Source organism: Kitasatospora sp. NPDC086009, assembly GCF_044540385.1.
Taxonomy (GTDB): domain Bacteria; phylum Actinomycetota; class Actinomycetes; order Streptomycetales; family Streptomycetaceae; genus Kitasatospora.
Map to the genome: position 1 here is coordinate 422,007 of NZ_JBITSA010000003.1, position 22,750 is coordinate 444,756.

Consider the following 22,750-nt stretch of genomic DNA (forward strand, 5'->3'; position numbering starts at 1 on the left):
CCCGAAGCCCGCACACCGTTCGTCCCGTGGAGGACCACCATGCCACCTACCGGCGTCGCGACCGACTCCCCGACCGACACCCGTTCCCCGGCCACCACCCGTTCCCCGGCCACCACCGCGGCCGGTACCACCGCCCGACCCGCCGGACACGGGCCCACCGACCACCGAACCGCCGAGCCCCGGCCGGGCGCCGCCCCGCCCGGCGCCGCCCGCCGCCCCGGCGCCCCGGCGCCGGAGTCCGTGCCGCGGATCTGCGCCGCGATCCTGGAGCTGCTGCTCCCGCACCGCCGGGCCTCCGACCCCGAGGTCGACGCCACGACCGCCGACTTCCCGCTCCAGCTGGAGCAGTTGGCCGACTTCGTCGCCGCCGGTGACCCGATCGTGTTCACCCTGCCCGGCTTCCCCTGCAAGTCGCCCAACTCCGCCAAGGTCCTCGGCCACCTGCCCGACGAGGGCGAACGCCTCTCGCTCACCTTCCTCGACCGGCTCTGCGAGGAGATCGGCACGCTCTACGAGCCCGGCGCACAGATCCTCATCTGCTCCGACGGCCACATCTTCGGCGACCTCATCCACGTCCCCGACGACCACATCGACGAGTACTCCGACGCGCTCTCCGCGATGATCGCGCGGGAGGGCCTGAGCCACCTCGCCACCTTCGACCTGCGGGCCGTCCTCGGCGACCTGCCGTTCGACGAGAAGCGGGCCCGGGTGCACGCCCAGTACGCGCCCAGCAAGGAGGAGTTGCGCGAGCAGGTGCTCACCGACGAGGAGACCCTGCGCCTCTACCGCGGCATCACCCGGTTCCTCACCGAGGACACCGCCGGCTTCACCGGCACCAGGTCCGCCCTGCAGCGCGACTGCCGGCAGCGCGCGTACGGCGTCATCCAGCGCAGCCGCGCCTGGGGCGACCTGATCGCCGAGCAGCACCCCCGGTCCTTCCGGCTCTCCATCCACCCCCAGCGGGTCGGCGTGGCGAAGTTCGGCATCCGGCTGCTGGAGGCCGCCGACGTCTGGATGACACCGTGGCACTCTGCCGTGCTCCACCGCCCGGACGGGCGCTGGGAGTTGCTACGCAGCGAGGAGGCCGGGCGGATCGGCCGGCTGGTGGAGCGCGACGGCCGCCCGAGCCACTACGAGACCTCCTGACGCTTCGGCGATCCCGCCGTCGAGGCGGGCGTGCGGTGGTCGAACGCGATCAACGGATCACCCGTGAGCGGGTGTTCGACCACCGCCGCCCGCACCCCGAAGACCTTGGCCAACAGCTCGGCGGTCAGCACCTCGCGCGGCGGCCCGGACGCCACCAGGGCGCCTTCGTGCAGAACGTGCAGGCGGTCGCAGACCGAGGCCGCCGCGTTGAGGTCGTGCAGCGCGATCAGCGCGGTGCGGCGCTGTTCGCGCAGCAGCCCGAGCAGCTCGACCTGGTGCCGGACGTCCAGGTGGTTGGTCGGCTCGTCCAGCACCAGGACGTCCGGCTGCTGGGCCAGCGCCCTGGCCAGCAGCACGCGCTGGCGTTCACCGCCGGACAGCTGGGCGAACCGGCGGTCCGCCGCGCCGGCCATCTCGACCCGCTCCAGGGCTTCCGCGACCAGCCGGTGGTCCTCCGCGTCGTCCGCCGCGAAGGCCCGCTTGTACGGGGTGCGGCCCATCGCCACCACCTCGCGGACGGTCAACTCGAAGTCCCCGCCACGCTCCTGGGGCAGCGCGGCGATGTGCCGCGCGGACTGCGCCGCGGTCAGCCCGGCCAGCTCCCGGCCGGCCAGCAGAACCCGCCCGGCACTCGGCCGCAGATGCCGGTAGACGGTGCGCAGCAGGCTGGACTTGCCGCTGCCGTTCGGACCGACCAGCCCGGCGATCTCCCCCTCCTCGGCGACCAGGTGGACGCCGGCCACCACCGTCCGTCCGGACAGGGTGACACTCAGATCCTCGACCGCGATCCTCAATTCCGCTCCAGTCGTCGGTCCAGCAGGAAGAGCAGGGTGGGCGCGCCGAGCAGCGCGGTGACCACCCCGATGGGCAGCTCCTGGGTGTCCAGGGCGGTCCGGGCGAGGGTGTCGACCACCACCAGCAGCACCGCCCCGGTGAGCGCGGACAGCGGCAGCAGCCGGCGGTGGTCGCCGCCGACCAGCAGCCGGCAGACGTGCGGCACCATCAGCCCGACGAAGCCGATCGCGCCCGAGACGGCGACCAGCACCCCGGTCAGGACGCTGGTGACGACGAAGACCTCGCGGCGCAGCCGGGTGACGTCCACCCCGAGCCCGGCCGCCGTCTCGTCGCCCATCAGCAGCGCGTTCAGGCTCCGCGCGCGGGCCTGGAGCAGCGCCAGCCCGAGGGCCACGGCGACGGCCGGGACGGCCAGTTGACCCCAGACCGCGCCGCTGAGGCTGCCCATCAGCCAGAACAGCACGCCCCTGGTCTGCTGTTCGTCGCTGGTCTGCAGGACGAGGTAGCTGGTGAAGCCGGCGAGGAACTGGCCGATGCCGATGCCGGCCAGCACGAGCCGCAGCGGCGAGAACCCGCCGCCGCGCCGGGCCAGCAGCCAGACCAGGGAGAACGCCGCCAGCGCGCCGAGGAAGGCGGCCAGCGAGATGGTCAGTCCGATCGCGCTGCCGAAGGCCAGCTCCAGGCCGAGGCCGCCGCCGAGGACGATCACCGCGACCGCGCCGAGCGAGGCTCCGGAGGAGATCCCGAGCAGGTAGGGGTCGGCGAGCGGGTTGCGGACCAGTGCCTGGACGGCGGTGCCGACCAGGCCGAGCCCGGCCCCGACCATCGCCGCCAGCAGGGCGCGCGGGACGCGCAGTTGCCAGACGATGAGGTCCCGGGTGCCGGGCTCGGGAGCGCGGCCGGTGAGCCGGTGGGCGACCACCGACCAGACCTCGCCCGGGGCGATGTCCACCGAGCCGAGCGAGACGGCGGCGGTCAGCGCGGCGACCAGGGCGAGGGCGAGCACGACGGCCAGCGGCCCGGCGCGCAGCGTCCCCGTCCGGCTCCGCCTGGCGGTGACGGCGGCCGATGCCACCGGCCTACCGGCCCTTCTCGACGAGCGCCGGGTACACGGTGGCGGCGATCTGCCGCACCGTGTCGGCGTTGCGCACCCCGGCGATGGTGGTGACCTCGGAGCCGATCCGCAGGAAGTGGCCCTCCTGGACGGCCTTCAGGCCCTGGGTCGCGGGGAAGCCGCGCAGGAAGGCCTCGGCGTCCTCGAACGCCTTGCGGTTCTCCTCCTCGGTGCCCCGGTTGCGCACGGCGAGCTGGATCCAGTCCGGGTTCTTGGCGACCACGTCCTCCCAGGACGCCGGCTTGAAGTCGGCGTCGCAGTCGGCGAACACGTTGCGGGCGCCCGCCAGGGTGATGACCGCGTTGGCGACCTGCCGGCCGCAGACCGATATCGGCTGCTTGGTCCCGGCGTCGAAGTCGAACAGGAAGTAGCTCGGCCGCTGGTCGGCGGGCACCGCGGCGGTCGCGGTGCGGACCTCGGCGATCTGCCGCTCCATCCCGGTGACCAGTTCCTCGGCCCTGGCCGCCGTACCGGTCACCGCGCCGAGCCGGCGGATGTCCTCCTCCACCTGGGAGAGGTCGGTGCGCGGCGCGGGGGCGGCCTTCGGCGTACCGGCGCAGGCGGTGGAGAGCAGCATGACGTGCTGGATCCCCGCGGCCGCGAACTCCTGCTCGCTCGGCACCGCGCCCGCCCCGCCCATCATCGGCATCGAGCCGAAGGTGTCCACGTAGAGGTCGGCGCCCGAGCCGAGCAGCTTCTCCTTGGCGATCACCTTGGCGCCCAGGACGGGCACCCTCGCGCCCTGCTCGGCCAGCGCCGCCGGCAGACTGCCCTTGCCCGGCGGGAACCCGGTGCCGACGACCCGGTCGCCCGCGCCGAGCTGGAGCAGCATCTCCAGGGCGGCGGCGTTGCTGGTGACGATCCGCTTCGGGGCCTGCTGGACGACGGTCTCCTTGCCCTGGCAGTCCGCCACCCTCACCGGGAACCCGGAAGCGGCGGACTGCCCCGCCCCACCGGTCCCGTCACCGCCGGCGCTGCTCCCCCCACCGCCGCTCCCGCAGGCCGTGGCGAACAGGGCGATGGCGGCCGCGATGCCGCAGAACACGCGAGGGCGCATGGAACTCTCCTGGTCAATGATCGTGCTCGGGCCCTTCCTGGGAGCCCGGACCAGGTAGTCGGCCGCCGCACCCCCCCGGTTCCCACGACTTTCCCCCGCCGGACGGGCCCGTTCGGCCTAGGGTTTGCCGCATGGCCTCCCACCTCGCCCAGCCGCCCGAACCGCCGCCCGAGCCTCCCGGGCCGCCGTCCGACCCGTCGTCAGGGTCCGGTCCGCGAGCGGGGTTCCGGCCGGGCGGGCCCGGCGGGGTGACCGTCGGCGGGCCGCCGGTCCGGGTGGACGACCTCGGGCTGCGGGTGCCGTCCGGGCCCGGCCCGGTCCGGCGGATCGTGTCGCTGGTCCCCTCGCTGACCGAGGCCGTCGCCGCCACCGCTCCCGGCCTGCTGGTGGGCGCCACCGACTGGTGCAGCCACCCCGCCGACCTCGCCGTGGCCAGGATCGGCGGCACCAAGAACCCCGACGTCCGCCGGATCGCGGCCCTCGCGCCGGACCTCGTCCTCGCCAACGACGAGGAGAACCGCCGCCCCGACCTCGACGCGCTGCGCGCCGCCGGCCTGGCCGTCTGGGTCACCGACATCCGCACCCTGGAGCAGGCCTTCGACTCCCTCCACCGCCTGCTCACCCTCGGCTGCGGACTCCCCCGCCCCGCCTGGCTGGACGCCGCCGAGACCGCCTGGGCGGCGTCCATCCCGCCCGGACCGGTGCTCCGGCGGGCCGTCGTCCCGGTCTGGCGTCGCCCCTGGATGGTGCTCGGCCGCGACACCTTCGCCGGCGACCTGCTCCGGCGCCTCGGCGTCCAGGTGACGCTGCACGCCGGCCACCCGGACCGCTACCCCGCCGTCCCCCTGCCCGAACTCCTCGCGAGCGGGCCCGAGGTGGTCGTCCTCCCGGACGAGCCGTACCGCTTCACCGCCGAGGACGGCCCCGAGGCGTTCCCCGGCATCCCGGCGGCCCTGCTCAGCGGACGCCATCTGACCTGGTACGGACCGTCGTTGGCGCAGGCGCCCCGGGTACTCGCCGCGCAGCTGGCCCGCGCCCGGCCGGGAGCGGCGCCGGACTGACCGGGCCACCCCGAGCCGGACCGCCACGCGGCCGCCGGGACGCCGGAGCCGCGTACCGAACGTCGCTCCGGGGCCCGCGTCGGTAGGACGATCACACCGTCGTAGGATGACCGCCTCTCGCCGGGACGGCCGGCGAAAACGGGGGGCGGAAATCCATGAAGGTGCGTGCTTCACGGCAGGCGCTGGTTCTCGTATCGGCGGCGGCCGTGTCGACGGCGCTGCTGACGGGCTGCGGCAGCAAGAAGGCGGACGGCAGCACCGACGCCGCGGCGGGCCCGGCGGTGGCCGCCACCGCCGGGGTCTCGCCCTCCGGGACCCCGACGGCCGACGCCCCGGCGACGGCGAGCCCTTCGCCCGGCACGAGCACCTCGCCCGGCCCCAGCGCCTCGCCGAGTGCGACGGCGGGCAAGTCGGCCAAGCCGAGCCCGACCGCGTCGGCGAGCACGGCCAGGCCCGGCACCACCAAGCCCGCGGACCCGGCCGCCAAGGCCACCAGCGCGCCCCCGGCGGCCCAGGCAGCCCCGGCCCCGGCAGCCGTCGCCGCGGCGCCCGCACCGACCGCGAAGCCCGGCCCGGTCGCGCCCCCGCCGCCGCCCGCGCCCGCCACCCCGCACGTCCCGCCGCTGCAGAGCGGCTGCACCCCGACCAAGCCCCAGCCCGACGAGCCGAAGGAGGCCGTCGCGGCGGCGCTCGGCTCGGCCGCCGGGCAGTCCCGGACGCTGTTCCTCAGCAACGGCGGCACGGACCGGCTCCCGGCGCTGCCGGCCAACCTGGTCAAGGCGATCGCCTGGCAGGAGAGCGGCTGGCAGTCCGGCATCCTCGCCTGCGACGGCGGCATCGGCACCATGCAGATCATGCCCGCCACCGTCAGCTGGATGAACAGCAAGTTCGGCACCACCTCCGACCCGAAGACGCTGGCCGGCAACGTCCAGCTCGGCACCCAGCTGCTCGACTGGCTGGTCGCCTACTACGGCGACTCCTCCTTCGGCGGGACGTACGACCTCTCCCCCGACCCGGCCACCGGCCGGACACCGCTGCTCGACCTGGTGATCGCCGCCTACAACGCGGGCGCGGGCAACGTGCACTACAACACCGTCACCGACCCCGTCACGGGCGCGACCGGCGGGAGCGTGGCCATCCCGAACCCGGGCTACGTCGCCAACGTCAAGGCGCTGATGGCCGGCGCCCCCTGGAACAAGGCCGGCTGACCACGGAGCTGACCACGGCGAAGGGCCCGGTGCGGGAGGCGTACCTCCCGCACCGGGCCCTTCGGCGTCGCTTCGGGTCAGCCGCGCGCGGCCGTCACGGCGGCGCCCAGCGCCTCCTTGATGCGCGGGCCGAGGCGGCCGAAGCCCAGCTCCTTCATCGCCGCCCGCAGCAGCTCCTCGTCGCTGCGGTCGACACCGTCACCGTCCACCCAGCGCACGACGGCGAGCAGCTCGTCGGCCGAGTAGGCGGTCACCGGACGCCCCGGCGTGAAGTCCGGCTTCCCGGGCCCGGCGGCGGGGGCGGCCTTGGGGGCCTTGGCAACCTTGGGGGTCCTGGGGGCGGGCTCGGGCTTGACGGCCGGCTCCGCCTCGGCGAACCCGACCTCGGTGACCGGCACGGCTTCGGTCTCAGGCTCCTCGACCTCGGCGACCTCGGCGACCTCGCCGACCGGCTCGGTGACCTCCGGCTCGACCTCGGCAACCTCGACGACCTCGACGACCTCGACGACCTGCGCAGCCTCGGCTACGGACTCCGCCGGAGCCGCCTCGGGCTCGACGACCTCCGGCGCAACGGCCTCGGCCTCAACCGCAGGCACAACCTCGGCAACCGGCACGGCTTCGGTCTCGGGCTCGGTCTCGGGCTCCACGACCACGACGACCTCGGCGACCGGCTCGGCAACGTCGACCTCGGTGACCTCGGCAGTCGACTCGGTGACCTCGACGACCTCGACGACCTGCGCAGCCTCGGCTACGGACTCGGCCGGAGCCGCCTCGGGCTCGACGACCTCCGGCGCAACGGCCTCGGCCTCAACCGCGGGCACAACCTCGGTCTCGGGCTCAACGACCTCGGCAACCTCGACCTCCGGCTCGGCCTCGGCCTGCGCCGGGACGGCCGGAGCCGCGTCCACCAGGTCGTCCGCCGCGGGCGAGGGCGCCGGGAGCGAGACGACGAGCGGCCGGGCCTCGACGGGCTCCTCGGCCGTGGGCTCGTCCGCTCCGGTCGCCGCCTCGGCCACGACCTGCTCGGCCTCCGCCTCGGTCGAGCTGTCGGCCGCCACCGGCTCGGCCTCGGTCTCGACAGCCGCCTCTTCGACAACCGCCTCCTCAACGAGCGCCTCTTCGACAACCGCCTCCTCAACGAGCGCCTCGGCGGCGCCCGCCTCCTCGACCGGCTCCTCCGCGACCGGCTCCACGGCGGCGAGCTCCTCGACGGGCGTGGCCTCCGTCGCCGTCAGGCCGTCGCGCTGACCCCCGGCCAGGGCCTGGCGGGCGCCGTAGGCGGCCTCGGCAGCGCGGCGGTCGGCGCCGGCGGCGGCGAGCTCGGCGAGCAGGTCGGCCAGACCGGCCTCTTCGAGCGAGGTCCGCAGGGAGCGGATGGTGGGGAGGCGGTAGAGCGTGCCCTCGTCCGCCGCCAGACGCTCCACCAGGTCGATGAGCTCGGGGAACGGCTGTGCTTCCAGGTCGTGCTCGGGCAGCAGCCGGCCCAGGTCGCGCAGGGCGGTGCCGATCGCTTCGAAGGCCGCCGCGGTCCGCTCCGCCAGCGGGCCGTCGGCCGGCGGGACGGGCAGCGCGCCCGAGGGGGCGAGGACGGCCCAGGCCCGACGTTCGATCTTGGCCGAGACGAGCGCCTCGTGCAGCTCCTCGGGGCGGACCTTGCGGCCGCCGGCGACCAGCGCGGCGGCCTGCTTGCGCAGCCCGCGCACGCGCAGGAACGACAGCTTGACGCCGTTCTCGCGACGCCAGGCGCGGTCGGCCGTGGCGGCGACGAGCGCGTCCAGGTCGGCGTCGTACGCGGCGCCGATCAGGGTCGCGGAGGTCTGGTGGACACGCTGGAGCGTCTCGGCGAACAGCGCCGCGACGGCGACGCTGCCGGGCACCTCGATCCTGGCGTCGGCGGCCAGGGCGGTGACGGCCTCCCAGGTCTGCTGGAGGTCGCTGCCACGGAGTTCGGCGAGGGCGGTGGAGGCGGCGCGGGCGTCCTCGGGGGTGGCGACGGTGTCGACGGCGGCGTACCACGCGTGGGTCCCGGCGGTGAGGGTGAAGGCACCGAGCTCGGCGTAGCGGCCGAGCTCGTCCCGGAGGCCGGTCTCCACCGTGGCCGCCTGGCCGCGGTTCTGATCCGGGTCCGTGGCGTCCTTGGCGTCTGCGGCGGCCTTGGCGTCTGCGGCGTCGGCGTTGCGCGAGTGAAGCACTGTCATGTGAGGTCCGGTTCTGGGCGACTGCGGCGGGGCGGGCGGCGAGGGGGCGGCGGACCGGGTGCGCACGGAGGCCCCGGCGGGAGGGGCTGGGGGCGCGCGTTCGGGCCGCCGGTTGTGGAGGCCAAGAATACGGGTGCCCGTTCGAGCCTTGCACGCACCCACCGTCCGACGGGCCGGTGTGGCGTGCCACACCGCCCGCCCGGCCGCTACTCGGGAGGGCCGGGCGGGTGGTGCGGTGCGGGGCCGGGCGGGTGACCGGACCGCCGTCGCAGACCGTCCAGGGGTACCGAACGGCTCCGGCGGCCGAGCGGCGGCCGGTGACCGGAACGAGTGAGGGTGTCAAGGCTGACCGGCGCGAGGTACTCGTGCAGCGCGGTCCGGTGCCACCACGCGCCGGTGGACCGCAGTTCGTGCCAGTCGGTGAAGCGGTAGCGGTGGAGCGTCGCCCGGACGTGGGTCGGCGGGGCGTCCGGGAACGGATTGTGACGCAGGAGCCGCAGCGTGGCCGGGTCGTTCGTCAGCAATCGGGCGACGAACGGCAGGAACCAGGGCCGGGCGTACGCGGGCGAGATGGCGGCGAACCACATCAGCCAGTCCAGCCGCAGATGGTAGGGGGCGTACTGGCGCGGCAGGCGGCGCACGTCGCCGGGCTTGCCCTTGAAGCCGTACTCGCGCCAGACCGTCCGCCCGGTGACGGCGGCCTCGTCGGTGCCCTCGACCACCACCTCCAGGCGGATCCGGTTGACGCTGCCGAAGGCGCCGTAGGTGTTGACCAGATGAAGCCGGTTGAAGGATCGGTTCATCACCTGTTCACGGGAGACCATGTTCCGGACCGGCCAGTAGCTGAGCACCGCGACGGCGACGGTCAGCGCGATCACCAGGCCCTCGAACCAGCCGGGGGTACCGCCGTAGGAGCGAGTCCGGAAGGACAGCCCGAAGCGGGCGGGGTCCACGGCGGCGAGGGCGAGGGTGATGGTGAGCCAGTTCAGCCAGGCGAAGTTGCCCGAGGCCACCAGCCAGAGCTGGGTCACCACGACGATCACGGCCGCGTAGCCGGCGACCGGCTGCGGGAGGAGCAGGCCGACCGGTACCAGGAGCTGGGTGACGTGGTTGGCGGCGACCTCGGCCCGGTGCAGCGGCCCGGGCAGGTGGTGGAAGAACCAGCTGAGCGGTCCCGGCATCGGCTGGGTCTCGTGGTGGTAGCGCAGACAGGTCAGGTCGCGCCAGCAGCTGTCGCCGCGCAGTTTGATCAGCCCGGCGCCGAACTCGACCCGGAACGCCAGCCAGCGCAGCAGCCAGAGCACCGGGAGCGGCGGGGCGACGTCCTGGTTGCCCAGGAAGACGGCGAGGAAGCCGGCCTCCAGCAGCAGGGACTCCCAGCCGAAGGAGTACCAGGTCTGGCCGACGTTGACGATCGACAGGTAGAGCAGCCAGAGCACCGCCCACAGCAGCATCGACGCCCAGAGCGGGACGGCGTCGCCCAGGCCGGCGACCAGGCCCGCCGAGAGCACGGCGCCCGTGCCGGCGACGGCGGCGAAGAAGCGGTCGCTGTAGTGGAGGTGGAAGAGGCTCGGCGCGCGGCGGAACGGTACCCGGGCGGTGAAGGCGGGCACCGGAAGCATGCCCTCGGCGCCGATCAGGGCTCGGAACTGCGCGGCGGCGGCCACGAATCCGGTCAGGTAGACGGCGGCCAGCAGCCGTTGCACGAGGACCCGGCTCGGCCCGTACTCGGGTGCGGCGAACCAGTCGGCGAACCACTCCATGCGGCCCATGCCTACCATCGGTGGCCGTGCCGCGGGCGCCCGTCCGGGGGACGGGGCGTCCGGTTCACCCGCGCGGCGGCCGGGCGGCTCGCAACGAGCGGCGGCAGCGTTGCGGCGGACGGCGGTGCGGCGGTGCTGCGGCGGACGGCGGAGGCCGACTACGGCGGCGGGCTCCCGGCGGCGGGCTCCCGGCGACGAGCTTCGGCAGGGCTGAGGTCGCGACTACGGCGGCGGGCTCCCGGTGGTCACCGTGGTGGGGCGCCTCTCCTCGGGGGTGAGAGGCGCCCCGGCACGGTGGCGGGGCCGGTGGGTACGGGGTCCGTCCTGGACGTGGCGCCGGTCCGGGACGTGGCGCCGGTCGTGGTCGGGCCGGCGGCGGTGACCGGTCCGGCGGCTGCGACGGCGGCGGTCGTGTCGGCGGCACCTGTGGTGGTGGTGCCGGCGGCGTAAGTCGTGGTCGTGGTCGTGGCGGGGGTCGTGGCAGGGGCCGTGTTCATCGTGGTGGGGGACGGGTGCGGTGGCGTCCGGGGTCAGCCCGGGAGCACCAGCCCGGTCTCCCCGCCGCCGATGCCCGGTCGGCCGGTGGCGCCACCACCGCTCTGCTGGAGCCGGTCGACCAGCAGCGCGGCCAGCGTGCCCAGCTCCTCCTCGGTGCGGGACTGTGCGGTGACGTCCATGCCGACCACGAGCACGCCGTTCACCTGGCCGGTCCGCGCGGCCCGCTGCGGGGTGCAGGTGAAGCTGAAGATCTGGTGGATCCGCTGGGCGTCCGGCCGGGTGGACTGGAAACGGACGTCGTTCAGGACGGCGGTCCGACCGGTGTGGTACGCCTCGGCGACCGTCTGCTCCAGCCCCGCGGCAGCCAGCTGCGGGTAGGCCTGCCCGATCGAGCCGTGGGCCACCGGCGCACCGAAGGCCTCGGCGTGCCCGGGGTTGACGTAGCGGAGCTCCTGCTCGGGCCCGCGGGTCAGCATGATGGGGAACGGCGAACCGTCGAAGGCGGCGAACATCTCCTGCTGCTGGGCGATCAGGTTGTCGCGCAGCCGGATCTCGGAGAGCAGCGCCTCGGCGAGGTGCTGGATGTCGCGCAGCCGCTCGCGCCCCCACTGGCGGGGTTCACGGTCGAGGACGCAGACGGTGCCGATGACGGTGTCGGTGTCGTCGACCAGCGGGGCGCCGAGGTAGGCGCGCACCCCCAGCTCGTCGACGACCGGGTTCCCGGCGAACCGGGGGTAGGCGAGGACGTCGTCGAGCGCCAGCGGGGAGCGCTGGGCGACCACGTGCGGGCAGAAGCCGTGGCTCAGCGGCATCTCCCGGCTCGGGAGGTCGAAGACGATCCCCCGGTCGGCCCAGGAGCAGCCGGTGTCGCCCGGGGCGGCGGAGTTTGGCGGAATGAAGAGCCCCCGGAACATCTGCCGCTCGTCGTTGATGAAGTTGACCATGGCGATGGGGGCGCGGGTGAGGCTGGCGGCCAGGTGGGCGAAGCGGTCGAAGGCCTCGTCCACGGTGGGTTCGTTGAGACCCAGGATGCGCAGCCGGCGGGTCCGCTCGGACTCGCCGGCGGCACCCGGGAACTGGCCTTGAGTGCTCATCACATCAGTCATGGCGCACATGTAATCAGACCATCGGCGCGATGGACGCTCTCGGCCCACCCGACTCCCACGACTGACGGGCGGTCAAACCCGCACGTGGACGACCCTCCAGCAGGGCCGAAAAGCGGGAATGATCATTCCCCCGCCGCGGCGGCTTTCAATCCTCCTCCGACTTCGGGCGATCCGTTTCGCGCCATTCCAAGATCGACTATGGAGAGGGCCGGATCGCCATACGACAATGAGCCCTGCCGAAAACAGGGACGGGTTTCCGCCAGGATCCCGCCCCGCACATCCGCGCGTACCGGCTGCACCAGGGCAACCGGCCGCCACCTCATCACCCCCACCCTTGGGCGGCCGGAGCGGTTCGGCTGCACGGACGGAGGCACCACCACCCCGGAATCGAGAGGACCCAGCATGGCGATGGACTACTTCACCGACGAACGGCACGAGAGCCTCCGCGCGGAGGTACGTGAGTTCGCGGAGAAGGAGGTGCGCCCGCAGGTGGCCAGAATGGAGGCCGACCGGACGGTCGAGGTCGAACTCTCCCGCGAGATCGCCCAGCGCGGCTGGATCGGCGCGACCATTCCGCGGACCTTCGGCGGGCTCGGTCTCGGCCACCTCGCCAAGACGGTCATCATCGAGGAGCTGGCCCGGGTCAGCGGCGCGATGGGCGCGATGGCGCAGGCCTCGCAGCTCGGCGTCGCCAAGGTGATCCACTTCGGCTCCGACACCCAGCGCCGCTACTGGCTGCCGCGGTTCGCCTCCGGCGAGGTGCTGCCGACGATCGCCGTCACCGAACCCGAATCGGGCGGCCACGTGCTCGGCATGACCGGCACCGCGCGGCGCGAGGGGGACGAGTACGTCCTCAACGGCCGCAAGTGGTTCGTCGGCAACTCCCACATCGGCGACGTGCACGGCGTGGTGCTCCGCACCGGCGAGGGCAGCCGGGGCCTCTCTGCCTTCCTGGTGGAGAGCGACCGCCCGGGCTTTCGCACCGGTAGCCCCGGCTCGCAGAGCGGCCTGCACGGCTTCAGCTTCGGCGAGATCGTCTTCGAGGACTGCCGCGTCCCCGCCGCCAACCGGCTGGGCGAGGAGAGCCAGGGCCTGGACATCGCCTACTCCTCCTCGACCCTGTACGGACGGCTGAACCTGGCCGCCGTCGCACTCGGCATCCACCGGGCGATCGTGGAGGACACCGTGCGGTTCGCCGAGGGGCGGGTGCTCTACGGGAAGCCGCTCTCCCAGCTGCCGAACATAGCGCTCAAGCTGGGCGAGATGCAGTCCCGCCTGATGACCGCCAAGCTGGCCGCCTACCACGCCTCGCACCAGCTGGACCACGGCCGGCCCTGCGACGCCGAGTTGATGAACGCCAAGCTGATCAACACCGAGTACGTGCTGGACTCGGCGCGGAACGCGATGGAGATCCACGCCGCCCGGGGCCTGCAGGCCGAGTTCCACATCGAGCGCTACCTGCGGGACGCCACCCACATCTACCCGCCCGCCGGCACCTCCGACGTCCAGCGGCTGCGGCTCGGCCAGGTGGCCTCGGGCACGTACGGCAAGCAGTGGTCGGCGGAGCTGTCCGACCTCACGAGCTGGGCCTGGACCGAACTGGCCCAGCGGGAGGCCCGACTGGAGGCCGAGGCCGCCCGCCCGGCCGGCGCCGCCCTGCTGCACATGCCGCTCGCCGGCTGAAGCCCCCACCCCCACACGGAGGCATCCGCGCCACCCGGAACCGGCCCACGCCCGGCTTCCGGCCCACCTCGGACTTCCCGTACTTGACCTGTTCCTGACGGCTTTCCGGAGACCTCCCCTCAGGCTCCCGGGAAGTCGTCGATGACCAGGACCACCGCGCTGACCTGCGGAGATCCGCCGAAAAGCGGCCGATCGACCGATGTAAAGACGCGTCACCATCCGCTTACATATTGTCAGTTGATGTTGCGACAGGGCCTCCCGGGGCTGATAGCGTGCCCGAAGTCGGCGGCCGTGCTGCACCCGCTCGGACGGTGGTACCACGCCACCTCGTCCGACCCCCTCCGGGCCCGCCGGCCGTGGCGGCTCCGAGACCCCGGCCGGACCGCACACGGGCAGACCCGCCGTTGGCCCAGCACCAAGGAATCAGATGCCAGGCATATCGGCCCCGCGCACGGGCCACCGCGCCGGCCGGTCCGGCTCGCTCCGCCGCTCTCTCCTCGCCCTCGTGCTGGTCCCCTGCCTCGGCCTCGCCGCCACCTGGGGCTACGCCCTCTCCCTGCTGCGCGGCACCGGCCACCGGACCGCCCTGGCGGTCGTCAGCGCGGCCGTCGCCGTCGTGCTGCTCTGGAGCCTGACCCGCGGCATCCGGCTGGCCCGGTCGGTGTCCGCCCGGCTGCGCGACCTGCGGGCCGACACCCTCTCGATCGCCCGGCACGAGATCCCCCAGGTGGTCGGCCGGCTCCGGGCCGGCGAATCCGTCCCGCCACCGCCCGCCTGGATCCCCGCCCGGCGCCTCGGCGACGAACTCCACCAGACCGCCGAGGGGCTCTCCGCCGTCCGCACCGCCGCGCTCACCGCCATCGTGCACCAGGCCCAGGGGCGGGAGGGCACCAAGAAGGTCTTCCTCAACATCGCCCGCCGCACCCAGATCCTGCTCCACCGCCAGATCAGCATGCTGGACGCGCTGGAGCGCGAGCACGAGGACCCCGGGCTGCTGCGCGAGCTGTTCGCGGTCGACCACCTCGCCACCCGGATGCGGCGCAACGCCGAGAACCTGGTCATCCTCGGCGGCGCGCTGCCCGCCCGGCGCTGGCGCAACGCCGTCCCGGTCGTCAACGTGCTGCGCAGCGCCGTCTCGGAGACGGAGAACTACTCCCGGGTGGTCGTGCAGGGCATCCCGCGCGTCGCGCTCGGCGGCCAGGCCGTCGCCGACGTCATCCATCTGATCGCCGAGCTGATCGAGAACGGCACCACCTTCTCCCCGCCCTACACCAAGGTGCAGGTCTCCGCGCAGGAAGTCCCCCGGGGGCTGGCCGTCGAGGTCGAGGACCGCGGCCTCGGGATGTGCCGGGACGAGTACGAGCAGCTCAACGCCTACCTGGCCGACCCGCCCGAGCTGGACGTCTCCGCGCTCGGGGACGACCTGCGGCTCGGCCTCTTCGTGGTGGCCAGGCTGGCCTCCCGGCACCACATCCAGGTCACCCTGCGGTCCTCCCCCTTCGGGGGGACGCGGGCCGTGGTGCTGCTGCCGTCGGCGCTGCTGGAGCGGATGGAACAGACCCCGTCCGTGGCCGGCCTGCCGCCCGGCGCCCGGGTGACCCGGCCGCCGGTGGTGGCGGAGGCCGATCGGAGCGGGGACGGCGGGAACGGGGACGGCGGGTCGGGCGAGGAGCCGGAGGCCCCGGAGGAGCTGACCGCGGGCGCGCCCCCGGCTCCCCCGGCGGCCGGCTCGCCGATCCCCGGGCTGCCCGACGCGGTGGTCGTCCCCCGGGCCTCGTCGTGGCAGCCGTCGGCGCCGCAGGCCCCGTCGCCTTCGCAGGCGTCGCCGGCCTCACCGTCGCGGGCTTCGTCGCCCTGGCAGGACGACGACCCGTTCGGCGCGGCCTCGGGCGGGGGTGCGGACGCCGGTGTTCCGGAGGGCGCTCCTCCGGAGGGTGCCCGCCCGAACGACGCGCCTTCGGCCGGAGCCCCTTCCGACCGCGCCCCTTCGGACGGCGGCGCGGTAGCCGGGGAGGCGTCCGCCGGACCGCGGTACGCGAACCCTCGGGACGCCCTGTGGGACGGCGTGGTGGAGAGCCACCCGGCCGACCCCGCCACGCGTACGCACGAGGGCGTCCAGGAGGTCCCGTCGGACCACGGACTCGAAGGGCACCCCCGCGTCCCGCCCGTCCTCCCCCGGCGGGTCCGCAAGACCGGCCCCGCGCAACAGAGGCCGGACGAGGTGTGACCCGGCACCCCGGCCACCGCTCCGGCGGCGGCCGGGTCGGGTTCTCGGCCGCGCGCCGGTGCCGGTATCGGTACCGGCTTCGGCGCCGACGTCGGCCGTACCGGTCGCGGTCAGACGGCGGCCGGGACGGCGGCCGCCGCCGGGGTGAGCTTGAGCTCCTCCAGGGCCCGCACCAACGGGGCCAGCTCCGGCGCGTCGGTGGCCTTGGCGAGCGTCGCCTCCAGGGTGGCGTCGTGCACCGGCCGGGCGGCTTCGAGCAGCTGGCGGCCCTGTGGGGTCAGCTCGGTGTAGATGCCGCGCCGATCGTCCACGCAGAGGAAGCGGCTGAGCAGGCCGCGGTCCTCCAGGCGGGTCACCAGGCGGGTGGTCGCGCTGCTGCTCAGGGCCGCGGCCCGGGCCAGCTGCTGCATCCGCATGTGCCAGCCGTCCTGCCGCGAGAGCGCGTCCAGCACCGTGTACTCGACCACCGAGAGCTGGTGCTCGCTCTGGAGCGCCTTCTCCAGCGCGGCGTCGATGAGGCCGTGCAGAGCGGCGAGCGTACGCCAGCCGCACGCGCGGATCTCGGCAGCATCGTCGTGGATACCCATGGCTCGCCCTTCGCTTTCCCTGTTCCGGCCCGGACCCCGGCCCGAGCTCGTGCACGAACCCGGGCTCGAACCCGGACCGGCCCCGTGGCCCGGTCGGCCCGCCGGCCGGTCACTTGCCCGGACCCGGTCGACGGTAGTACGACCGGTCGAACGTCTTCCCGCCCCCCAGTATGCCATTCGACGCGCTTTACCTGCCTGTGCAAATACTTTCTTATGACCCGGCCTTGACCGGATCCTGCCCTTGCCAGCCACCCGCGCAGAGCGCCGAGGCCAACTCCTCGCCGTAGCAGGCCGCCGCCAGCCAGGCGGAGGTGAACGCGGCATGGTCGTCCGCCACCACCCTGCCGAACACGTCGCGGGGCTGGTCCGCCGCCGCCGCGCGGAGCGCGTCGAGCAGGGCCGCCCCCGTGGCCAGACCGGCCGCGCGCAGCTCCGACCGGCCGGTGTCCGCCGCCCCAGCGCCGAGCGCGAGCCCCTGCCGCCCGCCGGTCACCGCCTGCTCCACCCGGCGCACCAGCAGATGGACCGGAGCCGCGGGCCCGACCGGTCCGGCCGCACTGCTCGGGACCTCGACGGGAGCGGAGGTGCTGGACGCGGCGCCGAGGGTGAGATCGGCGGTCTGCAACCGCTCCAGGCCCAGATTGACCCGCGCCGCCCGATCGGCGGGCAGCGCGAGGGCCGGCTCCCCCGGCTCGGGTCCGGCCGGTGGCGTACCCACCGCGAGCAGCCGCAGCTCCGGGTGCTCGGCCCGCTCCAGCCGGCCGATCACCCGCAGCCGCAGGCCCGGCGCGGTGGCGAGCAGCGCCAGGTTGCCCCGGAACGCCAGCCCGGGGTGGTCGTGCGCCGCGCGCAGCGCGACCACCAGCCCGCCGCAGTCGGCCAGCAGCTCGGGCACGCCGCCCGACCCGTACGGGGCGGCGCCGAGCAGCGTGACGTCCAGGAACAGCAGGTCGCTCCCGGCCGGCCGGCCCTCGTACGGCAGCGCCGCCGCTGCCAGGGCCCGCTCCACCTGGACGGCCGGGGGCTCCGTCCAGAGCCCGGCGACCGGGTCCGCCGTCCACGCCACTCCCCCGGCCCGCACCGCTCGCACCGAACTGCCCGCGCCGAGCCGACCGTTGGCGGACCGCGTCGCCCCCTGGACGGCCAGCCCCGCCCGGCTGAACTCGCGGTGACTGAGCAGGGCGTCACCCAACCGGACCGCCCGGTTCCCCGCACCGACCGCCTGCGGGGCGGCCGTCGTCGGGTCGGCGTGCGGCATCACCTCGGCGACGGTGCTCAGCACGCCGGTGGCATCCACCGCCCAGGTGAGCACGCCCGCGTGGGTGGCGGTCAGGACCGGTTCGGCGAACAGCCCGTACAGCCGCAGCCCGCCCGCCTCCCGGTAGACCTGACGGGCGGTGCCGCGCAGGGCGGCAAGATCGCCGTGCCCCGTACCCGGGGCCGCGGTTCGCGCCGAGGTCAGGGCCGTGGCCACGGTCGTGGCCACGGTTGGGGGCAGGGTCGTGGTCAGGGTCGGGGACAAGGTCGTGGTCAGGGTCGGGGACAAGGTCGTGGTCAGGGTCGTGGTCAGGTCGAGCAGCTCGCGCAGGCCGGCGACCAGGAGCGCGAGCCGGTGGTCCGGCTCGCCCGAGCGGGCGGCCCGGAGCCGGCTCACCACCGCGACCGCTGCCGCGGCCGGCCGGTGGAACCCGTTCAGCCGCGCCCGGTGGGCCGCCCGCAGCAGCTCCGCCTGGAGCACGGCGCCGGCTCCGCCCACCCCGGCCGCCAGCACGGCCGCGGCGGCGCGGTGCAGGTGGTGGACGGCGGCCTGCTCGGCCGCCGTGAGCGAACCGCCGGAGGCGTCGTCGGGAGCGGCATCGGGAGCGGTGCGGGGTCCGCCGGGCGTGCCGCCGACCGGGTCCGGTTCGGTGCCCGACCCCGAGCCCGGCTCCGAGGCCAGCTCCGGGCCCGACTCCGAGGCCGGTTCCGGTTCGGTGTCCGGGCCCGGTTCGGTGTCCGCGTCGGCGATCCGGCAGACCGTGACCGCCGCCGCCCGGTGCACGCAGGCCGGCGCCAGCAGGCAGCCGCAGCGCACATCGGCCTGCCCCCGGACCACCCCGCCGGGCGCGTGCAGGACGAGGGCGGTCTCCTCGTCCACCTCGATCCGCCACTCGTCGCCGTCCCGGCGCACCGGGCGCTCCGCCAGCTTGGCGGCCGCGCCGTCCAGCCGCTTCTGCAGGCGGGCCGACAGCCCCGCCACCACTTCGGCGACCACCTCCGGCCGGACGGCCGGCCAGGCCCCGCCGGACGGCACGCTCTGCTGCTCTGTCATCGGACCTTCTCCCCCACCCAGCGGGCCAGTTCGAGCGGGCTCAGCGCCGCCACCGGCATTCCGGCCGCGACCAGCTGGCTCGCGACCGCCTTCGAGTAACGCGCCGTCCCGGTGTCGTCGAGCGCGGCGCAGCCGAGCACGTGACAGCCGGAGTCGACCAGCGCGCGGGTCTGCGTCAGCAGCCCGCCGATCGGTCCGCCCTCCTCGAAGTCGCTGATCACCGCGACCAGCGTCCGGGACGGCACGGTCACCAGCTCGCGTGCGTACTTCAGCCCGGTGGCGATGTGGGTGCCGCCGCCGATCCGGACCTCCAGGAGCAGGCCGAGCGGGTCCTCCACCCGCTCGGTCAGGTCGACGACCTCGGTGGAGAAGGCGACGAAGTGGGTGCTCAGCGAGGGCACCCCGGCCAGGATCGAGGCGGTCAGCGCCGCCCAGACCGTGGACGCCTCCATCGACCCGGACACGTCCACCACCAGGATCAGCCGCCAGTCGGCCGCCAGTCGGGCCCTGGTCCGGAAGACCGGCCGTTCCGGGACGATCACCGTGCCCGCCTCCGGATCCCCCGGCCGGGCCGGGCGCGCGGTGGCGAGGTTCGCCCGGATCGTCCGGTGGAGGTCGAGCCCGCCGCCGGGCCGGCGGCTCGGCCGCGGCACGCTGATCCCGGTGAGCGCCGGTCGGAGCCTGGTCGCCAGCTCCCGGGTGAGCTCGGACACCAGGCGCCGCACCAGTGGACGCAGCCCGGCGATCCGCGCCTCCGGCAGGCCACCGGCGTGCTCCAGCACGGTCCGGAGCAGGTCGACGGAGGGGCGGACGGCACCCGGGTCGATCGCGTCCAGCGCGTCGGCCCGGCCCTGCCCCACGGCGGCGGCGAGCACCTCTTCGCGGATGCCCGGCCCGAACAGCGCGGTCAGCTCCTCGGACCACTCGCGCACGCCCGGGTACGGGGCCTCACGGCCGCCCCGGTTGCCGCCCGCCCCGCCCCGACCGTCCAGCCCGGGCCCGGACCCCTCCCCGTGCCCGGTGCCGTACAGCTCGTCGAGCGCGGTCGCGAGCCTGGCCGCACGCCCCCCGAGGCCTCCGCCCCCCGGCCGCCCGAGCAACAGCCGCCACCGCTCGGCCGGCGCGAGCCCCTGCCCGGCGGACGCGGGAGCGGGGACGTGCGCAGCGGGCCCCGGAGCCGGCCCGGCATCCGTTCCCGGGCCGTGGAAGGGCTGGACGGCCTGCCCGGGGGCGGGGTGTCCGTCGTCGGCGGCCACGGCGAGGTGAGCCGTCCGGCCGGGATGCTCGGCTGCCGCGAACCGCCCGGGTGTCGGCTCGGCCGTCGGGCCACCGGCCGTCGCGGGAACATCGCCGGCGGACCCGCCGACGAGCTCGTCCGCCGGCCGGTCGGAGCGCCCGGGTGCGGCCAGCGGTCCGGTAGTCGGCTCGGCCATCGGGGCGGTGGGTCGCTCCGGGAGCAGCCCGCGTCGTTCCAGGGCGGCCCGGGCGGCGAGGTCCGCGCGGGCCCAGGCGGCGAGCAGCGCCGGCGGAACGGCGTCCGGCAGGGCCTGCAGACGGCTGCCCAGCCGCTCCTCGACCAGTGCCAGCAACCGGTCCCGGGCGGCCGGGGCGAGGGTGTCGAAGCCGCCGCGCAGTGCGGGCAGCCGGTCCAGGAACGCCGTGTCGGACAGGGCGGTGACCCGCTCCAGCACCGGTTCGAGCGCCTCTGGCGCGGTGGAGAAGAGCCCCTCCGCCGCCGTCAGCAGACCGACCAGCGATCGGCCGAGGGCATGACGAGTCCCGGTGTCGGTGGCTCCGTCGACCCAGGAGGCCGCGCGGCCACCGAACGCGCTCGGTCCGTCCTGCCCGAGCAGGACCCGCACGGCCCCGGCCGCTCCCCGGACCAACGGGCTCCCGCCGTCGGCGAGTTCGGTCAGCGTGTGGGCGAGCCGCACGCCGCCGGACAGGTCGGCCCGGCGGGCCAGCTCCACCAGGGCCCGGGCATCGGCGGGGTCGTCGGACCCGCCCAGCCCCTCCAGTTGGCGCACCGCCGCGTCGGTCAGCAGCTCCGCGGCCGAAGCGAGCGCGACGGCCCGGCCGCCGGGCTCGATCGGCCCGGCCCGCTCCCCGGGCGGCGCGGCCGGCTCCGTCCGGTCCGCGGTCCCCGGTGCGGAGGAGTCCCGCCGCGCCTCGGGGGCGAGGCCCGGGATGTGACCGGCGGCGAGGCGGTCCAGCAGGGCCAGTGCGTCCAGGAGTTCGGGGAGCGTCCCGCTCTGCGGGAGGACGGCGGTGAGCTGGGCGAGGCGGGTGTCGGCGAGCGCCGGCAGTCCGCAGGCGGCGGCGTCGGCGAGGCCCTGGACCACCTCGCGGGCGGTCGGACCGTCGGCCTGCTGCTCGCGGCGCAGCCGCTCCCGCAGCGCCCCCTCGGCCGCCTGGGCCGGGGTGACGCCACGGGTGCCGGCGACCGTCAGCATCGCGGCGACGGTCGGGCTCCACTGCACGCGCCAGCGGGCGCCGAGGGTCTCGGTGCCGCCCGCGCCCACCCCGGCCACCGGTTCGCCGTAGGGGACGCCGCAGGCGGTGAGGCGGTGCAGGAGCAGGTCGCGGCGGCGGTCGAGGGCCGAGCGCAGCGGGTCCAGCCGGAGTTCCCGCGGGGCGGTCTTGGCGGAGTCGCCCGGCCCGGGGAGGCCGAGCTCGGTGAAGGCCGCTTCGACGGCGGGTGCCAGGCCGCTGCGCGGGGCGCCGGGCGCGGCCCGGCCGGTCCGGGTGCCGACCAGGACGCGCTCCAGCGCGCGGGCGACGGCCCGGCCGCGGCCGAGCGGCTCCCCCTGGGCGAGGACGGTCTGCACGGCTTCGACCAGTTCGCCCCGGCCGGGGGCGGCCAGCCCGCGCAGCCGGGCGAGGTCCCCGGCGAGCCGGACGATCTCGCGGGCGTCGGCCGGACCCGACGGGTGGTCCTGGGTGCGCAGGGCCTGGCAGATCTGCACCGCGGTGCCGGTCAGGGCGTCGGCGAGCCGCTCCAGATCGCCGCCCGCGTCGAGCACCGTGTGCTGCCACTCGGGGTCACGGATGCCTGCCGGATACCCGGACCGGGCGTCGAGCAGGGGGTAGGTGTAGGGGATCAGCGAGACGACGTGGCCGCCGTTCTCCGCGTGGCCGTCGTCCCCGCCGCCGTCGGGGTCGGGCCCGGCGGCCGCCGCGTCGTCGAGCAGCGCGGGCGCGTGGAACGCCCCGATGACGGCGGCGACCCGGCGCCCGTCGGCCCCGGCGGCCCGGATCCGCGCACGCATCCAGGCCTCGCGTCGCAGGTCGTACGGGTCGACGCCGGCGCCGTCCGCCGCGTCGCGGCGCATCGCCCAGCCGACCAGCAGCGCGGCGCGGCGGACGGCCTCCGGGGTGGACCCGGGGGCGGCGGTCTCGACCAGGCGGTCCCAGAGGTCATCGTCGTCGTCCCGCCCGGTGAGCCGGTGCCGCAGCGCGGCGGCGACGCCGGGGCGGCCGTCGTGTGCGGTGTCCCCGCTCGCCCGGCGGGCCTCGGCCCGCCGGGCGAGCGGCAGGTCGCAGGTGAGGGCCGGGACGCCGTTGCGACGGGCCCACCGCAGCGCGGCCAGCTCCGGGGAGAAGTCCGCGAACGGGTAGAAGGCGAGCCCGGCGGGCCCCTCGCCCGGACCGTCCCCGGAGCCGTCCGGGGCGGCCGCGAGGGCGACCGGCGCCCGGGTGGACTCGTCGGCCAGCCAGTCCAGCCAGGGCTGGAACTCGGTGGGCAGCTCGACCAGGACCACCTCGGGCCGGGCCGCGTCGAGCAGCGCGGGCACCACCGCGCTGAGCGAGGGGGCGTGGTGCCGCACCCCGATCAGGAACGGCCCCGGACGGCCTGCCCCCGAGGCGGCCAATCGCGCCGCCTCCGCCTCGACCACCCCGCGCGGGTCGTCGTGGTCCCCGGGCGTGCCGGGGCCGCGAGGGCCCGCTCCTCCGGCTCCGGAGAGTCCGGTCACCGCGCTGCTCGTCGTCATCGCC

14 protein-coding genes are annotated in these 22,750 nt (G+C 75.5%); 5 read left to right on the forward strand and 9 right to left on the reverse strand.

Annotation, left to right across the window (positions count from 1 at the left end; translation table 11 throughout):
- Positions 1–39 precede the first annotated feature (39 nt).
- Positions 40–1,146: an L-tyrosine/L-tryptophan isonitrile synthase family protein gene (locus ACIF6L_RS11075; protein ID WP_396487984.1), complete on the forward strand. Its 1,107-nt coding sequence runs from the start codon at positions 40–42 to the stop codon at positions 1,144–1,146.
- On the opposite strand, the gene ACIF6L_RS11080 is transcribed toward ACIF6L_RS11075, so the two are convergent.
- Genes ACIF6L_RS11080 through ACIF6L_RS11090 form a run of 3 tightly spaced genes read right to left on the reverse strand, consistent with a single transcriptional unit; the run spans position 1,131 to position 4,112 of the window.
- The gene (locus ACIF6L_RS11080; RefSeq protein WP_396487986.1) at positions 1,131–1,940 is read right to left on the reverse strand and encodes an ABC transporter ATP-binding protein; all 810 of its coding nucleotides are present in this window, start codon (positions 1,938–1,940) and stop codon (positions 1,131–1,133) included. The genes ACIF6L_RS11075 and ACIF6L_RS11080 overlap by 16 nt on opposite strands.
- The gene (locus tag ACIF6L_RS11085) at positions 1,937–3,016 is read right to left on the reverse strand and encodes a FecCD family ABC transporter permease (RefSeq protein WP_396487987.1); all 1,080 of its coding nucleotides are present in this window, start codon (positions 3,014–3,016) and stop codon (positions 1,937–1,939) included. Before ACIF6L_RS11085 ends, ACIF6L_RS11080 begins: the two co-directional genes overlap by 4 nt.
- Before the next feature lie 4 nt (positions 3,017–3,020).
- Entirely contained in the window at positions 3,021–4,112 is a 1,092-nt protein-coding gene (locus ACIF6L_RS11090) for an ABC transporter substrate-binding protein (protein WP_396487989.1), read from the reverse strand.
- A 296-nt stretch (positions 4,113–4,408) separates the two neighbouring features.
- On the opposite strand from ACIF6L_RS11090, the gene ACIF6L_RS11095 reads away from it, so the two are divergent.
- Positions 4,409–5,173 carry a helical backbone metal receptor gene (locus ACIF6L_RS11095; protein ID WP_396488190.1) on the forward strand — a complete coding sequence of 255 codons (765 nt, stop codon included), beginning with the start codon at positions 4,409–4,411 and terminating at the stop codon, positions 5,171–5,173.
- Positions 5,174–5,334: 161 nt separating this feature from the next.
- Positions 5,335–6,381 (forward strand): transglycosylase SLT domain-containing protein, encoded by a 1,047-nt coding sequence (locus tag ACIF6L_RS11100; RefSeq protein WP_396487991.1) that lies wholly within the window; start codon positions 5,335–5,337, stop codon positions 6,379–6,381.
- Positions 6,382–6,458: 77 nt separating this feature from the next.
- On the opposite strand, the gene ACIF6L_RS11105 is transcribed toward ACIF6L_RS11100, so the two are convergent.
- The 3 genes from ACIF6L_RS11105 to ACIF6L_RS11115 all read right to left on the reverse strand — a co-directional run bounded on the left by ACIF6L_RS11105 (position 6,459) and on the right by ACIF6L_RS11115 (position 11,946).
- Positions 6,459–8,579 (reverse strand): hypothetical protein, encoded by a 2,121-nt coding sequence (locus ACIF6L_RS11105; protein WP_396487993.1) that lies wholly within the window; start codon positions 8,577–8,579, stop codon positions 6,459–6,461.
- Between the two features lie 206 nt (positions 8,580–8,785).
- Positions 8,786–10,351, reverse strand: a complete 1,566-nt coding sequence (locus tag ACIF6L_RS11110; protein WP_359805460.1) for a lipase maturation factor family protein — start codon at positions 10,349–10,351, stop codon at positions 8,786–8,788.
- A 521-nt stretch (positions 10,352–10,872) separates the two neighbouring features.
- Positions 10,873–11,946, reverse strand: coding sequence for a GAF domain-containing protein (locus ACIF6L_RS11115; protein ID WP_329490418.1), 1,074 nt, complete (start codon positions 11,944–11,946; stop codon positions 10,873–10,875).
- Positions 11,947–12,354: 408 nt separating this feature from the next.
- On the opposite strand from ACIF6L_RS11115, the gene ACIF6L_RS11120 reads away from it, so the two are divergent.
- Positions 12,355–13,629, forward strand: coding sequence for an acyl-CoA dehydrogenase family protein (locus ACIF6L_RS11120; RefSeq protein ID WP_396488192.1), 1,275 nt, complete (start codon positions 12,355–12,357; stop codon positions 13,627–13,629).
- A 427-nt stretch (positions 13,630–14,056) separates the two neighbouring features.
- A complete protein-coding gene (locus ACIF6L_RS11125) occupies positions 14,057–15,856 on the forward strand; it encodes an ATP-binding protein (RefSeq protein WP_396487995.1) in 1,800 nt (599 codons plus the stop codon).
- Positions 15,857–15,966: 110 nt separating this feature from the next.
- On the opposite strand, the gene ACIF6L_RS11130 is transcribed toward ACIF6L_RS11125, so the two are convergent.
- From ACIF6L_RS11130 to ACIF6L_RS11140, 3 genes are all read right to left on the reverse strand, one after another.
- Positions 15,967–16,443, reverse strand: a complete 477-nt coding sequence (locus tag ACIF6L_RS11130; protein ID WP_380389483.1) for a MarR family winged helix-turn-helix transcriptional regulator — start codon at positions 16,441–16,443, stop codon at positions 15,967–15,969.
- Positions 16,444–16,654: 211 nt separating this feature from the next.
- Positions 16,655–18,754 carry a hypothetical protein gene (locus ACIF6L_RS11135; protein ID WP_396487997.1) on the reverse strand — a complete coding sequence of 700 codons (2,100 nt, stop codon included), beginning with the start codon at positions 18,752–18,754 and terminating at the stop codon, positions 16,655–16,657.
- Positions 18,751–22,746 carry a DUF5682 family protein gene (locus tag ACIF6L_RS11140; RefSeq protein WP_396487999.1) on the reverse strand — a complete coding sequence of 1,332 codons (3,996 nt, stop codon included), beginning with the start codon at positions 22,744–22,746 and terminating at the stop codon, positions 18,751–18,753. Before ACIF6L_RS11140 ends, ACIF6L_RS11135 begins: the two co-directional genes overlap by 4 nt.
- Positions 22,747–22,750 lie beyond the last annotated feature (4 nt).